Annotated in this window: 17 protein-coding genes; 6 read left to right on the top strand and 11 right to left on the bottom strand. The window is 58.5% G+C overall.

The annotated features are described in order from the left end of the window. Positions 1-117: 117 nt before the first annotated feature. The 5 genes from ACXYMP_RS04885 to ACXYMP_RS04865 all read left to right on the top strand — a co-directional run bounded on the left by ACXYMP_RS04885 (position 118) and on the right by ACXYMP_RS04865 (position 3,378). Positions 118-561 carry a MaoC family dehydratase gene (locus tag ACXYMP_RS04885; protein WP_298568020.1) on the top strand — a complete coding sequence of 148 codons (444 nt, stop codon included), beginning with the start codon at positions 118-120 and terminating at the stop codon, positions 559-561. 77 nt (positions 562-638) lie between these two features. After that, positions 639-1,577 (top strand): bifunctional riboflavin kinase/FAD synthetase, encoded by a 939-nt coding sequence (locus ACXYMP_RS04880; protein ID WP_298568023.1) that lies wholly within the window; start codon positions 639-641, stop codon positions 1,575-1,577. A 9-nt stretch (positions 1,578-1,586) separates the two neighbouring features. After that, the gene (locus tag ACXYMP_RS04875) at positions 1,587-1,877 is read left to right on the top strand and encodes a Dabb family protein (protein WP_298568026.1); all 291 of its coding nucleotides are present in this window, start codon (positions 1,587-1,589) and stop codon (positions 1,875-1,877) included. Continuing rightward, positions 1,877-2,329 (top strand): YcgN family cysteine cluster protein, encoded by a 453-nt coding sequence (locus ACXYMP_RS04870; RefSeq protein ID WP_458904675.1) that lies wholly within the window; start codon positions 1,877-1,879, stop codon positions 2,327-2,329. The genes ACXYMP_RS04875 and ACXYMP_RS04870 overlap by 1 nt, the downstream gene beginning before the upstream one ends. Continuing rightward, a complete protein-coding gene (locus ACXYMP_RS04865; protein WP_458904673.1) occupies positions 2,329-3,378 on the top strand; it encodes a threonine aldolase family protein in 1,050 nt (349 codons plus the stop codon). The genes ACXYMP_RS04870 and ACXYMP_RS04865 overlap by 1 nt, the downstream gene beginning before the upstream one ends. On the opposite strand, the gene ACXYMP_RS04860 is transcribed toward ACXYMP_RS04865, so the two are convergent. Both ACXYMP_RS04860 and ACXYMP_RS04855 read right to left on the bottom strand, forming a co-directional pair. Then, positions 3,375-4,205 carry an alpha/beta fold hydrolase gene (locus ACXYMP_RS04860; protein ID WP_458904671.1) on the bottom strand — a complete coding sequence of 277 codons (831 nt, stop codon included), beginning with the start codon at positions 4,203-4,205 and terminating at the stop codon, positions 3,375-3,377. The two genes, ACXYMP_RS04865 and ACXYMP_RS04860, sit on opposite strands and share 4 nt — an antisense overlap. After that, positions 4,205-4,804 carry a 2-hydroxychromene-2-carboxylate isomerase gene (locus ACXYMP_RS04855; RefSeq protein ID WP_298568036.1) on the bottom strand — a complete coding sequence of 200 codons (600 nt, stop codon included), beginning with the start codon at positions 4,802-4,804 and terminating at the stop codon, positions 4,205-4,207. The genes ACXYMP_RS04860 and ACXYMP_RS04855 overlap by 1 nt, the downstream gene beginning before the upstream one ends. A gap of 106 nt (positions 4,805-4,910) precedes the next feature. On the opposite strand from ACXYMP_RS04855, the gene ACXYMP_RS04850 reads away from it, so the two are divergent. Then, positions 4,911-5,924 (top strand): ribose-phosphate pyrophosphokinase, encoded by a 1,014-nt coding sequence (locus ACXYMP_RS04850; RefSeq protein WP_458904669.1) that lies wholly within the window; start codon positions 4,911-4,913, stop codon positions 5,922-5,924. 63 nt (positions 5,925-5,987) lie between these two features. On the opposite strand, the gene ACXYMP_RS04845 is transcribed toward ACXYMP_RS04850, so the two are convergent. The 9 genes from ACXYMP_RS04845 to ACXYMP_RS04805 form a co-directional block, all read right to left on the bottom strand. Beyond that, positions 5,988-6,335 (bottom strand): H-type lectin domain-containing protein, encoded by a 348-nt coding sequence (locus tag ACXYMP_RS04845; protein WP_458904667.1) that lies wholly within the window; start codon positions 6,333-6,335, stop codon positions 5,988-5,990. A 72-nt stretch (positions 6,336-6,407) separates the two neighbouring features. Then, complete coding sequence (locus ACXYMP_RS04840; RefSeq protein WP_298568045.1) at positions 6,408-7,622, bottom strand: TCR/Tet family MFS transporter; 1,215 nt, start codon at positions 7,620-7,622, stop codon at positions 6,408-6,410. Between the two features lie 93 nt (positions 7,623-7,715). After that, positions 7,716-8,129: a F0F1 ATP synthase subunit epsilon gene (locus tag ACXYMP_RS04835; RefSeq protein WP_298568048.1), complete on the bottom strand. Its 414-nt coding sequence runs from the start codon at positions 8,127-8,129 to the stop codon at positions 7,716-7,718. 12 nt (positions 8,130-8,141) lie between these two features. Next, the gene (gene atpD / locus ACXYMP_RS04830) at positions 8,142-9,566 is read right to left on the bottom strand and encodes a F0F1 ATP synthase subunit beta (RefSeq protein WP_247037074.1); all 1,425 of its coding nucleotides are present in this window, start codon (positions 9,564-9,566) and stop codon (positions 8,142-8,144) included. 18 nt (positions 9,567-9,584) lie between these two features. Beyond that, a complete protein-coding gene (locus ACXYMP_RS04825) occupies positions 9,585-10,463 on the bottom strand; it encodes a F0F1 ATP synthase subunit gamma (RefSeq protein WP_298568054.1) in 879 nt (292 codons plus the stop codon). Between the two features lie 15 nt (positions 10,464-10,478). Continuing rightward, positions 10,479-12,017: a F0F1 ATP synthase subunit alpha gene (atpA, locus tag ACXYMP_RS04820; RefSeq protein WP_298568056.1), complete on the bottom strand. Its 1,539-nt coding sequence runs from the start codon at positions 12,015-12,017 to the stop codon at positions 10,479-10,481. Then, positions 12,017-12,577, bottom strand: a complete 561-nt coding sequence (locus ACXYMP_RS04815; RefSeq protein ID WP_298568059.1) for a F0F1 ATP synthase subunit delta — start codon at positions 12,575-12,577, stop codon at positions 12,017-12,019. The genes atpA and ACXYMP_RS04815 overlap by 1 nt, the downstream gene beginning before the upstream one ends. 394 nt (positions 12,578-12,971) lie before the next feature. Further along, positions 12,972-13,736 (bottom strand): methyltransferase domain-containing protein, encoded by a 765-nt coding sequence (locus ACXYMP_RS04810; protein WP_298568062.1) that lies wholly within the window; start codon positions 13,734-13,736, stop codon positions 12,972-12,974. 92 nt (positions 13,737-13,828) lie between these two features. After that, a complete protein-coding gene (locus ACXYMP_RS04805) occupies positions 13,829-14,467 on the bottom strand; it encodes a DUF938 domain-containing protein (RefSeq protein WP_298568065.1) in 639 nt (212 codons plus the stop codon). Positions 14,468-14,524: the final 57 nt, after the last annotated feature.

Below are 14,524 nucleotides of genomic sequence, written 5' to 3'. Positions count from 1 at the left end.
CAGACTGACCGCCTCGTTCATTCCAGATCACATTTCTCCTTGATTTTCTGCGACTGCAAAGTAATATTATTGCCAATCCAGAAGGCTATTGGTCTTTTTATAACTCGGAGGATTCAGATGTTGGACAATTTCCCGCGCGGCACGATCTGTATTGAAGAGCTGGAAATCGGCATGTCACGCCATGTGACCAAAGAGGTGACAGACCGGGATATCGAGATGTTCGCCGAGATTTCGACCGACCGGAACCCGGTTCATCTGGATGATGACTACGCCAATGACACGATCTTTGAAGGGCGGATTGCCCACGGGATGCTGACGGCGGGGCTAATCTCGGCCGTGATCGGTGAACAGCTTCCGGGTCACGGCACCATCTATATGGGCCAAAGCCTAACCTTTCTGGCGCCTGTGCGCCCCGGCGACACGGTGCGCGCCGAAGTGACCGTGATGGACATTGATCACGCCAAACGGCGCGTCACGCTGAAGACCGAATGCCTTGTCGACGGCAAGCCGGTTCTGAAAGGCGAAGCCAAGGTCCTGGCCCCATCGGCCAAATTCGACTGACCTGTCCAAAGCCGGAAAACTGACCACCCAGCGCCGGTGGGCTTGCACCTGTTCGCTGCGAGCGCTAATGCCACCATATGCGGATTATTCGGGACTATCAGTTTGTCGAGAAAGCGGACCGCGGCGCCTCTGCCGCGATTGGCAACTTTGATGGCGTGCATTTGGGCCATCAATACGTGATCGACATTGCACGCGCGCAGGCGGCGGATCAGGCCGTGCCTTTGGGGGTCATGACCTTCGAGCCCCACCCGCGCCAATACTTCGCCCCCAAATCCAGCCCCTTTCGGCTGATGAGCGCAGAAACCCGCGCGCACCGGTTGGAAAAACTGGGGATCGAACGCCTGTATGAACTCAGCTTCAACGACACACTGTCCAGCCTGTCGCCGCAGGACTTTGCCAGTCGTGTGATTGTCGACGGGTTGGGCCTGAGCCATGTCGTCATCGGCGAGGATTTCCATTTCGGCAAAGGTCGCGCCGGCACGTCAGGTGACATGGTCGCGTTGGGCGATCAGTTGGGATTTGGTGTTACCGTCGCCCCCTTGATGTCTGACGATGTTGGCGAAGTCAGCTCGACCGCGATCCGTGACGCATTGTCCGAAGGCCGACCGCGCGACGCGGCCCGGATGCTGGGCCATTGGCACCGCATGGACGGAGAGGTCATTCGCGGCGACCAGCGCGGGCGCGATCTGGGCTATCCAACGGCCAACATGTCAATTGCCGGGCTGCACCCGCCAAAGTTCGGCGTCTATGCGGTGCAAATCGACATTCTGACCGGCATACACAAAGGTAGCTACGGCGGCGCGGCCTCGATTGGCACACGTCCGATGTTCGGGGAAAACTTGCCAAATCTCGAAAGCTTCATTTTCGACTTCAAAGGCGATATCTATGGCGAAGATATTTCGGTCGCTTTGATCGACTATCTGCGCCCCGAAGAGGTCTTCGACAACGTCGATGCACTGATCGCGCAGATGGATGCCGACTGCGCCCGTGCCCGAGATATCCTGGCGAACTTGTAAAGGTCCAAAATGATCCGCCATATCGTATTTTTCACATCCAAACGCCCTGAAAACCGCGAGACGATCCGCGAAGGGTTGGAATTGTTAAAAGGCATCCCCGATTGCCGCCATCTGGAAATCGGGTCGAACCTCGCCAATGACCCCATTCCTGGCCCGTCACCTGACTTCATTGTCTACGGCGAATTTGACGACGAGGCGCAGTTGGCGGCCTATAAATCCCACCCGCTTTATCAGCAGGCCATTCAGCGCGTGCGCCCTCTGCGCGAGCTTCGGATCGCCGCCGATTTCATGGCTGATTGATGGGTGGTCCTCTGCGCAAAAAATTCTGGGAGCTGCCACTCGACAGCCTGACGCCCCCGGAATGGGAGGCGCTGTGCGATGGTTGCGGCAAATGCTGTCTGAACAAGCTTGAGGACGAAGAAACCGGCGAGATCGTGTTCACCCGCGTCTCCTGCCGACTGCTTGACGGCGACACCTGCCGCTGCTCGCAATACGACATTCGCCTTCAATTCGTGCCGGAATGTATCGTTCTGAGCCCGGAAAACATCGGCGAAACCGCGTATTTCATGCCCGCGTCTTGCGCCTATCGCCTGCGCCACGAAGGCAAGCCGCTGGAAGACTGGCACCCTTTGGTGTCGGGTGACCCAGACAGCGTCCACACAGCCGGGCGCAGCGTGATGGGGTGGACCGTGCCCGAATTTGAAGTTCCCGAAGACGAATGGGAAGACCACCTGATAGAGGAACCTCACTGATGTTTTTTGCCTCTGACAATAGCGGCCCGGCCCACCCGAAGGTGATGGAGGCTTTGGCGCGCGCGAACGAAGGCTATGCGATGCCTTACGGTGCCGATGCCCTGATGGACGAAGTGCGTGCGCGGATCCGTGACATCTTTGAAGCGCCCGACGCCGTCGTTTATCTGGTGGCCACCGGCACAGCCGCAAACTCCATCGCGCTGGCGACCCTGTCGCAGCCTTGGCAGACGATTTTCTGCACGCCAGAGGCTCACATCCACCAAGACGAATGCAACGCGCCGGAGTTTTACACGGGTGGGACAAAGCTGACCCTTGTCCCCGCCGATCACGCCAAGATGACCCCCGCCAGCTTGCGTGCAGCCATCGAGGCCGAAGAAAGCCGTGGCGTGCACGGCCCACAGCGCGGCCCCGTGTCGATCACCAATGTGACCGAACGCGGGACGGTTTATTCGGTGGCCGAACTGAACGCGCTTTGTGACGTCGCAAAGCAGTTTGATTTGCCCGCCCATTTGGATGGTGCACGTTTTGCCAATGCCTTGGTTGCGCTCGGTTGCACACCCGCCGAAATGACGTGGAAAGCAGGCATTGATGTGGTCAGTTTCGGTGGCACCAAGAACGGCTGCATGGGCGTCGAGGCGGTGATCTTCTTTGATCCCAAACACGCCTGGGAATTCGAGCTTCGTCGCAAGCGTGGGGCGCATCTGTTTTCCAAACACCGGTATCTGTCGGCGCAGATGCTGGCCTATCTGACCGACGACCTGTGGCTGGACCTTGCACGGCGTTCAAACGCCGCCAATACCCGGCTGGCGCGGGGGCTAAAGCAAATTGAGGGCGTCAGTTTTCTGCACGAACCCGACGCGAATATCAGTTTCGCGGGTTGGTCGCGGGCCGGTCACCGCCGCCTGCATGAGGCCGGGGCCGCCTACTATGTCTGGGACGATAACCTTGATGGAGATGACCCGGACGAGGTGTTGACCGCCCGCATGGTGGCCGACTGGTCGATGACCGAGGACAACATTGACAGGTTTGTCGACCTTGTGCGCGGCTAAGGTCTGGTTGGCACTGTCTGGCGCAGAAACGCCAAAATAGCATCGCCGACCTCGGCGGGATGGGTGATGGGTGCCATATGTCCTGCGCCCTCAATCACATGGCGCTGGACGTTAGGCAGACGCGCCTCAAGCACATCGTGGACCGCCCCCACCAAGGCTGGCGAGCGCGCACCTTCCATCAGCAACACCGGCAGCTCGACACGCTCCAGCGCGCCGGGGGCAATCTGACCGTGGATATCATCATGCGTCACCGGATTCCCGGCGGAGATCAGATGAATACGCCGCGCCATATCTTCACGCAGGGCCTGAGGCAAAGCCTGCCACGCGGCGTCACGCCCCCACATAACGTTGAACAGGCGTGCAGCCTCCATCCGGTCACCCGAGCGCATGGCGTCAGCGAAAGGCCCGTTCATATAGGCCGCATTCTCGGCATAGGCCGGGTGGTCGCGGGCGGCGGCGAACAAAACCGGCTCGAACATCGTCAGGCTGCGCACGCGTTCCGGCGCGCGTTGGGCCAGACGCAGGGCAATCGTGCCGCCGTAACTATGGCCGATCAAATCGACAGGTCCAGGGGTCTCGCGATCTAGCAGTGCCTCGGCGATCTGAACGCTGGCGTCCTGAAAGTCCCCCGCTCCGTCCCAATCGGCACTGCGCCCGTGTCCCGGCAGGTCAAAGGCAAGCATCGTGAATTGGTCTGACAGGCGTTTTTCCAGCCCGCGCCACGCGCCGGAATGTGCCAGCGAGCAATGCACCATGAGTGCGGCGCGCGCGCCCTGCCCTGCCCGGTGCCAATAGGTCGGATGGCCTGCCAAAGGATCTATGTTCATCAGGACTTAGCACTCAGATGGGTGTCCAACGCGTCCAGCCGGTCTTGTCCCCAGAACCTCTCACCATCGTCGCAGATATAGAAGGGTGAGCCAAAGACACCGGCGGCGACAGCGTCTTCAAGATTGCGGCCATAGGCTTCGGCCCCGGCCAGCAAGCCGCTATCGGCAAGACTGGGATCAAAGCCCGCATCTGAAAGGCAGGATTTGATCACCGCATCCTCAGCAATATCCTTTTCGCCCGCCCAACAGGCGCGCATGATCCCATGAACCAACGCGCCCATATCGCCGCCACCTGCCGACTGCGCCGCGATGATCGCATAGGAGGCTGGCGCACCATTGGTGGGCCAATGGGCCGGGATGTGGTTCATCGGCATATCCAACGCCTTGGACCAGCGCTTGAGTTCCTGCATCCGGTATTCCATCCGCGACGGGTGGCGGTCTTTTGGCGGTGTCCCACCGGTCCGTCCGAACAGCTGCCCGATATCCAGCGGTTTATACGTAATCTGTGCGCCATGGCGCGATGCAATATCTTCCAGCCGCGATCCGGCCAAATAGGCCCATGGCGACAACACTGTGAAATAATAGTCGATCTGCTTCATTTTTCCGGTCCCTGTTGCGCCAATGCTGTTTCAAGGAATCTATCCCGATGGTAAGGGGTGTCAACGTCACGATTCTGTCATTCAGACCAGCCCGGGGACCGCTGCCATGCCATCCATCACCGAACCGAAACTCATTTCGGGCAATGCCAACCGGCCCCTTGCCGAAGCCGTTGCCAAACGTATGTCGATGCATCGCGGATCCTCTGTCGGATTGGTGGATGCGCGGGTGGAACGCTTCAACGACGGCGAGATTTTCGTCGAGGTTTATGAAAATGTGCGCGGCGAGGATATGTTCATCATCCAGCCGACATCGAACCCCGCCAACGACAACCTGATGGAGCTTCTGATCATCTCAGACACGCTGCGCCGGTCGTCAGCTTCGCGCGTCACCGCCGTGATCCCCTATTTCGGCTATGCCCGTCAGGACCGCCGCACCAAAGCGCGCACACCGATTTCCGCCAAACTGGTGGCCAACATGATTGCGGGTTCGGGGATCGAACGGGTTTTGACCATGGACCTGCACGCGGCCCAGATCCAAGGCTTCTTCGACATCCCGGTGGACAACCTTTATGCCAGCCCGATCTTCGCGCTGGACCTGAAGCATCATTTCAAGGACTGCATGGACGAGGTGATGGTCATTTCACCCGACGTCGGCGGCGTGGCCCGTGCCCGCGAATTGGCCAAACGCATCAACGCGCCTCTGGCCATCGTGGACAAACGCCGCGAAAAGCCCGGCGAGATCGCCGAGATGACCGTGATCGGGAATGTCGAGGGCAAACGCTGTATCATCATCGACGACATCTGCGACACGGCCGGAACGCTGTGCAAGGCCGCCGAAGTGCTGATGGAGAACGGCGCGCAAGAAGTTCACGCCTATATCACCCACGGCGTCATGTCCGGCCCGGCGGTCGAGCGTGTTTCGAAATCTGTCATGAAATCGCTGGTGATCACCGATTCGATCCAGCCGACCGATGCAGTGAAAAAAGCGCCCAACATACGCATCGTTCCGACCGCACCGATGTTTGCACAGGCAATCCTGAACATTTGGGGTGGCACCTCGGTTTCGTCGCTGTTCGACCATGACACGCTGGGGCCGCTTTACGAAGGTATGTATTGGTAAAAAGGGCAAGCGAGCGGACGTAGAAAGGGCCTTTCGAGCCGATCTCTGATCCAACCTCTGGATTCAGACATCCCAATCGTCGTCGCTTCGCACTTCACCGATCGCCATCCAGTCCACCCTCAGTCGCGCCACCCGCGTATCGCCCCAGGTACGAAAGACAATTTCGAACCCTGTCGGCGTTGTGTTCTGGGCTGCAATATCCGCGCGGGCGTTGGTTCGCTTGTCGAGGTCCCACATGGACACGCTGACATGAACGACCGGAGGCGTCACGAATGCTTCTGAGAAGCGAACTGCGGTGACCAGCTTACGCGGTCCTTGGCCTGTCCACATCTCTCCGTCATGTTCAAAATCAGAAAACAGCACCTGACTGCCGCGATCGATCCCGACTGTATGACTTTTGACCCTTCGCATACTGCGATTTCCCAATACTTTAACTCACGTCAGGTAAACAAACCTGAAACACAACCTTAAGGCAACCCATGCCTAGCGCTTGAGCCGCAAAAAGAAAGGGAAAATCAGCAATATAAGCACCGCAGAAAACAAGAACGGTGCGCCGGGCAGATAGATCGATGCGTCCGCCCCCGCGAAGCCCTGAAATATCCACGTCATAACCATGGGCGCGATCACTGCTGAAACAGACCCCAGACTTGCAATTACACCTTGCAGAAGGCCCTGTCGGTCTTCAGACACCATGTTGGCCATGATGGCCGTCATCGTCGGCGGGGCCATATCTGCCAATGCGGCAATGAGAATGACGGCAAACATTACCCAAACGCTTGTTGTGAACCCAAAGACAATCAGGGCAACGGTCGCACAGGTGACTGAAAAGATGAGCGTGCGAAATTCGCCCAGACGCGGGATCAGCAGTCGCATGATGACTCCCTGCGTAAACGCAACCGCGATGCCATAGGCCGCAAGCGTCAGACCGATCAGCGCTGTGCCCCAGCCGAACACCTCGCGCGTCCAGAACGCCCAGAGTGTCGGGTAAACCATATTGGCAAACTCAAACACAAAGATCAGGGCCAGCGGCAGGCCCAAGCCGGGCAACCTGAACGCATCAAGGATCGATCCAAACGGGTTAAGATCACGGCGCCGAAACGCGCGGCGCTTTTCTGGCGCAAGGCTTTCGGGCAGCACAAATATCCCCAATACCACGTTCGCCCCGGCAAACGCCGCCGCCAGCCAGAACGGTGCGGTCAGGTGAAAGCTTGCAACAAAGCCACCTATTGCGGGGCCCATCACAAACCCGATCCCGAAGGTCGCCCCGATCAGACCGAAATTGGCCGCTCGGTCTTCGGGCTTCGAGATGTCGGCCAGATAGGCGGTCGCGGTGATGTATGTGGCCCCCGCAATCCCCGCCAGGATACGCCCCACAAGCAACCACCAGAACGTTGTCGCCAGGGCCATGACGACATAATCAATGGTCAGCGTCACCAGCGCCAATAGCAATACCGGCCGCCGCCCCAAGCTGTCTGAAATGCCACCGATGATCGGCGCGAACAGAAACTGCATGGCCGCATAAGATGCCATCAGGATCCCACCCCAGAACGCCCCATCGGCCGTGCTGCTCGCCCCGACACGCAGCATCAGGTCAGGCATGATCGGAAATACGATCCCAATGCCCACAGCATCCAGAAGGATCGTGGCCAGAATGAACCAGAGAGCCGCAGGGTTGGAGGTTTGGGTCTTTGAACTCATACGGCCATCAGTGCCGTGAATAAGCCCTTTGCGCAAATGCAAAAAGCCCCGCCGGTCAGGCAGGGCTTTCGCAAAGCTTTGGCATGGGCTTCGTTAGGCGGGCTTAACCGACAGACCCAGATCGCTTGCCATGGCAGCGATATCGACCGTGCGCTTGGCCAGTTCGTCCAAGTTTGCAGCCGTTGCATTCTGAGATGCGGCAGCTGCATCGGAAACGAAACTGTCCAGCACTTCCTGTGTCACTTCCGCAACCGGCAAGGCACGTTCAGCCAGAACCGAGGTGCCGGTCGCGGTGATTTCAGCGAAACCACCTGTCACGGCATACTCGGCATTGCCTTCGGGCGCTTCGACGCGAACGATACCGGGGCGCAACGTCGTGATCGTCGGTGCGTGGTTCGGCATCGCCGTCATGTCGCCATCGACACCCGGTAGTTGGATCGCCGTCGCCTGAAGCGAAGCGAGTCTTCGTTCGGGCGACACCAGATCGAATTGCATCGTATCAGCCATTAGAGGGCCTCCTTAAGCGGCGTCTGCCGCCATTTTTTCGGCTTTCGCGATCACTTCGTCGATGCCACCAACCATGTAGAAGGCGCCTTCGGGCAGGTGATCGTATTCGCCGGCCACAACGGCTTTGAACGACGCAATCGTGTCTTCCAGCGGAACCTGAACACCGTCAGAGCCGGTGAACACTTTTGCAACGTCGAAAGGCTGCGACAGGAAGCGCTCGATTTTCCGGGCACGGGCAACGGTCAGTTTGTCTTCTTCCGACAGTTCGTCCATGCCGAGAATGGCGATAATGTCCTGCAGCGACTTGTAGCGCTGAAGCACCTGCTGAACGTCGGTGGCAACTTTGTAGTGCTCTTCACCGATGATCAACGGGTCAAGCAGACGCGAGGTCGAACCAAGCGGGTCCACAGCCGGATAGATGCCTTTTTCCGAGATCGCACGATCCAGAACCGTCGTTGCGTCAAGGTGGGCAAACGACGTTGCAGGCGCAGGGTCGGTCAAGTCATCTGCTGGAACATACACGGCCTGAACCGATGTGATGGACCCCGATTTGGTCGACGAAATACGTTCCTGCATCGCACCCATGTCAGTGGCCAGCGTGGGCTGGTAGCCAACCGCCGAAGGAATACGACCCAAGAGAGCCGAAACTTCCGAACCAGCCTGGGTAAAGCGGAAGATGTTGTCGACGAAGAACAGAACGTCCGAACCCGTGTCATCGCGGAACTGTTCCGCCAGCGTCAGACCCGACAGGGCCACACGCATACGTGCTCCGGGAGGCTCGTTCATCTGGCCGTAAACCAGCGCAATTTTCGATTTTTCCAGATCGTCGGGAACGATAACGCCCGATTCAATCATCTCGTGATACAGGTCGTTGCCTTCACGGGTCCGTTCGCCAACACCCGCGAACACGGACACACCCGAGTGCACTTTCGCGATGTTGTTGATCAATTCCATGATCAGAACGGTCTTACCAACGCCGGCACCGCCGAACAGACCAATTTTACCACCCTTGGTGTAGGGGGCCAGCAGGTCGATGACCTTGATGCCGGTGGTCAGAATTTCGGTTTCCGTCGACTGTTCGTCAAACGCAGGGGCATCGCCGTGGATCGGGCGGCTGTCTTTCGACTTCACAGGGCCTTTTTCGTCAACGGGTTCGCCGATGACGTTCAGGATGCGGCCCAGGGTGGCGTTGCCGACAGGCACCGAGATCGGCGCGCCGGTGTCAGTCACCTCTTGACCACGCACCAGACCTTCGGATGCGTCCATAGCAATACAGCGCACGGTGTTTTCACCCAAGTGCTGTGCCACTTCCAAAACAAGTTTGTTGCCGTTGTTGTCCGTGGTCAGGGCGTTCAGAATGGCCGGAAGGTCATCCCCGAACTGAACGTCCACAACGGCGCCAATCACCTGCGTGATCTTACCTTTAGCGTTAGCCATTGTTGTTTCTCCGGTTTCTTAGAGCGCCTCGGCGCCCGAAATAATTTCGATAAGCTCGTTGGTGATCACAGCCTGACGCGAGCGGTTATACTGAATGGTCAGTTTCTCGATCATGTCGCCAGCGTTGCGGGTTGCGTTGTCCATTGCGGCCATCCGCGCACCTTGCTCAGACGCAGCATTTTCCAAGAGCGCCGAGAAGATCTGAGTGGCCACACCCGAGGGCAGCAGCGTTTCCAGAATACCTTCTTCCGACGGCTCATAGTCATAGATCGTCGACGCGCTTGCACCTTCTTCCGGGGCATCAAAACTGGCCGGAATGACCTGTTTCGCGGTCGGGACCTGCGTGATCACGCTTTCGAACGTGTTGTAGAAGATCGTCGCGACATCGAACTCGCCTTCGTTGAAGCGATGGATCAGGTCGATGGCGATGGATTGAGCGTTGTCATAGCCGACATTACGCACGCCCGACAGATCCACATGGGCGACCATCTGGTCGCCGTATTCACGCTTCAGCTGTTCACGGCCCTTCTTGCCGACGGTCAGGATCTTCACCGTCTTGCCGTTGGCCAGCAACTGTTCGGCCTTCGCACGCGCCATTTTCACGATCGACGAGTTGAAGCCGCCGCAAAGCCCGCGTTCAGCCGTCATGACCACCAACAGGTGGACTTGATCGGCACCCGAGCCGGCAAGCAGTTTGGGTGCACTGTCACCCCCACCCGAAGCAGCAGCCAACCCACCCAGAACGGCGTTGAACCGTTCTGCGTAAGGGCGACCAGCCTCGGCCGCTTCTTGTGCCCGCCGCAGTTTAGCGGCGGCCACCATCTGCATGGCCTTCGTGATCTTCCGAGTGTTCTTGACACTCTCGATCCGATTTTTGAGGTCCTTAAGGTTGGGCATCGTTCAACGCCCCCCTTAAGCGAAGTCAGCGGCGAAGGCGTCCAGCGCAGCTTTGACTTTGTCCTCAAGCTCACCTTTGACCTTGCGGTCATTGTTGGTGATGTCGTCAAGCAGGTCGGCATGCTTCTGACGCAGGTGGTTCAGAAGACCAGCTTCGAAACGCCCCACTTCGCTGACCGCGATCTTGTCAAGATAGCCGTTGGTGCCCGCGTAGATGACACACACGATTTCCGCGTTGGTCAGCGGCGAATACTGCGCCTGCTTCATCAGCTCAGTCAGACGTGCACCGCGGTTCAGAAGCTGCTGCGTTGCCGCATCAAGGTCGGACCCGAACTGCGCAAACGCTGCCATCTCGCGATACTGAGCCAGCGACAGTTTCACCGGACCAGCGACCGAGGACATGGCCTTGGTTTGCGCCGACGAGCCAACACGCGACACCGACAGACCGGTGTTCACAGCCGGGCGGATACCCTGATAGAACAGCTCGGTTTCCAGGAAGATCTGACCGTCGGTGATCGAGATCACGTTGGTCGGAATAAACGCGGACACGTCGCCACCTTGGGTTTCGATCACGGGCAGTGCGGTCAAGGAACCGGAACCGTAATCTTCGTTCAGCTTGGCCGAACGCTCCAACAGGCGCGAGTGAAGATAGAAAACGTCACCCGGATAAGCTTCACGGCCCGGCGGGCGGCGCAGAAGCAGCGACATCTGACGATAAGACACAGCCTGTTTCGACAGGTCATCATAGATGATCAGGGCGTGACGGCCGTTGTCGCGGAAATGCTCGGCCATAGCGGTCGCTGCGTAAGGTGCCAGGAACTGCATGGGCGCAGGATCGGAGGCGGTCGCCGCCACAACGATCGAATACTCAATCGCGCCGCTTTCTTCCAGCTTCTTCACCAGCTGAGCAACGGTTGATCGTTTCTGACCGATAGCAACATAAACGCAGTAGAGCTTTTTGCCCTCGTCGTCGCCAGCAGCGTCGTTATACGACTTCTGGTTCAGAATGGCGTCCAGTGCCACGGCGGTTTTACCTGTTTGGCGGTCGCCAATGATAAGCTCACGCTGGCCTCGGCCAATCGGGATCATCGCGTCGACCGATTTCAGACCGGTTGCCATCGGTTCGTGAACCGATTTACGCGGGATGATGCCCGGCGCTTTCACGTCGGCCACGCCGCGTTTCTTCGCGTTCAGCGGACCTTTGCCGTCGATCGGGTTGCCCAGACCGTCAACAACGCGACCCAGAAGCTCGTCACCGATTGGCACGTCCACGATCGAGTTCGTGCGCTTGACGGTGTCGCCTTCTTTAATGTCGCGGTCCGACCCGAAGATAACAACGCCAACGTTGTCGGCTTCAAGGTTCAGGGCCATTCCGCGGATACCACCGGGGAATTCGACCATTTCACCAGCCTGGACCTTATCAAGACCGTAGACGCGGGCGATACCATCCCCCACTGACAACACACGGCCAACTTCGGCCACTTCGGCGTCTTGACCGAAGTTCTTGATCTGGTCCTTCAGGATCGCAGAAATTTCTGCTGCTTGGATACCCATTATCCGACCTCTTTCATGGAATTCTGAAGTGCATTGAGCTTTGCCTGGATCGACGTGTCGATCATGCGCGAGCCCACTTGGACGACAAGACCACCGATGAGCGTTTCATCGACAGCCAGGTTGATATTCACATCCTTGCCGATGGAAGCCTTCAGGGCCTTGGCAAGTTTGTCTTGTTGCGCCTTGGTCATCGACTTGGCGGCAGTCACCTTGGCGGTCACCTCGCCCTTGTCTTCAGCGATCAGCGCGTTCAAAGCGCTGACAAGCTGCGGCAACACGAACAAGCGCCGTTTCTGGGCCATCAGCCCCAACGCGTTCGCGACCATTGGCGAAAGTTTCATTTTCTTGGCGATTGCGGCAACCGCGTCACCCTGTTCATCGCGGCTGTAAACCGGCGAACTGATCAGGCTGCGAAGGTCTTCGCTTTCGGCGAGAGCAGCATCAAGCGCGGTGACATCCGCCTCGACTGCTTTCAGGTTCTTGCCGTCTTTGGCCAGGTCAAAGATGGCAGTGGCATAACGTTGGGCAATGCCAGTTGAGATCGAGACTGGTTCGGACACGTCCACCCTTCCGATGTCTTTAGCCCCATCGTGATTTGCCTGTCGGCAAATCGGGGCGGCCTACAGATGCCGCGATTGCGCGCGTATCATCTAAATCGACGAAGCATGTAGCAGGGATATGCGGCCCTCGCAACAGGCTTGCATGGGTTTATCGCCAACATCTGCCTGCCTTTTTTGCAAGGACGCTCGATCATTTCCGCCAGAACCCTTCACCCTAGGGAAAAAATACCGTCTGGGCGGTCAGGAATCGGTGAAGCATTTCTGAATACAAATGCATACCGTCGCTGTTCTAATTCTTGGTTTCACGCCCTGCAACCAGCCCGTCGCGCCCGACCGAGCTGCATTCCAGTGTGAATGGGCTGATTCTTTTTGCCGGGCATTGCCACGCGGTTCGTCAGGGGTTGGGCAGGTGCGTGCTTGGTTCAGGCACTCCCAACCCCTCCAGCACCTTCAAGGGGCGCCGCACCGCCTGCGCCAGACCGGGGCGTTTTGGGGCCGGGATTTGCTTGGACACTTCGACCATCAAAACACCCCCGGCAAGGATGACCGGCAGTTGCAGTCCCGCCCGCTCCCAAAAATTTCCGGTCTTCAGCCAGAACCGTTTCGAGGACGGGGGCTGATATAGCGCCGACAGGTGGCGTTCGACGCGAAAGCCATGCTCTTTCAGTTGCCCCTCAAGCTGGCTCAGGGAATAGGGGCGGCCATAGCCGAAGGGCGTTGCATCCGACCGGGCCCACAGCCCTGCCCGGTTCGGGGTTATGATTAACGCCCGCCCACCCGGACCCAGCACCCGATAGATCTCGTCCAGCAGGAATGTGGGGGTTTCTGACGTCTCAAGCCCGTGCATCACCACAAGCCGGTCCACGACACCCGTGTCCAAGGGCCACATCGTATCCTCGACCAATGCCGAGACATTCTGCATCCCCGCCGGCCAGGGCATCACGCCTTGCGGTGCGGGCATTAACCCCATCACACGTCGCGCTGTCGGCAGATAGGGGCGCAACAAGGGAACGGCAAAACCGAACCCGACGACAGTCTGTCCTTTGGCCTGCGCCGTTGGCCAGAGGGCTACCAATTTGTCACGAATGGCCTTTTGCGCCGCACGGCCCAGCATGCTGCGGTAATAGAAATTCCGAAGATCCTGCACATCGAGATGCATGAAAGGCTCAGCCACTTACCGTTTGGTTCTGCGCCAAGACTATCGCATCACCGCAAAAAGGAAATGTGAAACCTTGGTCTTTGTCGGGGTGGTCACCGCTTGCGCAAAACAAGCGCCAGATTGTTTGCGGGCATTTCGATCAGGTCGACGCGCTCCATGCCCGCCTGCGCGGCCCAGCGTTCGATATCTTCGATGTCTTTATACCCGGCGGCCGGATCGTTCTTGATCAACGAGGCATGGAAGTTTTGGTCGCTGCCCGATCGAAAGGCACCCCTGGATCTGAAAGGTCCGTATAAAAACCAATGCCCACCCGGCGACAGATTGCGAGCGACGCCCTGAACGACGGCCTGTGCGTTCGGTGCGGGGATCAAGTGCATCAGGTTGACTGTCACAGCAAGGGACGCAGGTCCGATTTGCCAATCTGGCTGCGCCGCATCAAGCGCCTGGGCCATCCGCATGTTCAGCACACCCTCTTCGGCCCGCCAAGCGTCGATGCTGATCAACCGGTTCGAGTCGATATCGGTTGGCTGCCAGATCGTATCCGGAAAGGCCTTGGCAAACGCGACGGCGTGTTCACCCGTGCCCGAGGCGATTTCGAACGCGACGTCACCGGAAGGAACAAAACGCGCAAGCTCTTTCAGGATCGGGGCCAGGTTGCGGGCGGCTGACGGCGCCGACAGCCGACCATCAGCGCGCGCTTCAGCCACGGAATGTGGTATTTCTTCGGTCATTTTGCCCCCCGGTTGCTTGGCAGTATTGAGCCTGCCCCGGCTTTCGGCAAGACTGGA

The organism is Aliiroseovarius sp. CAU 1755 (assembly GCF_054482655.1).
Note: the sequence above shows the minus strand (reverse complement) of the source record. Positions and strands in the feature narration are given on the sequence as shown.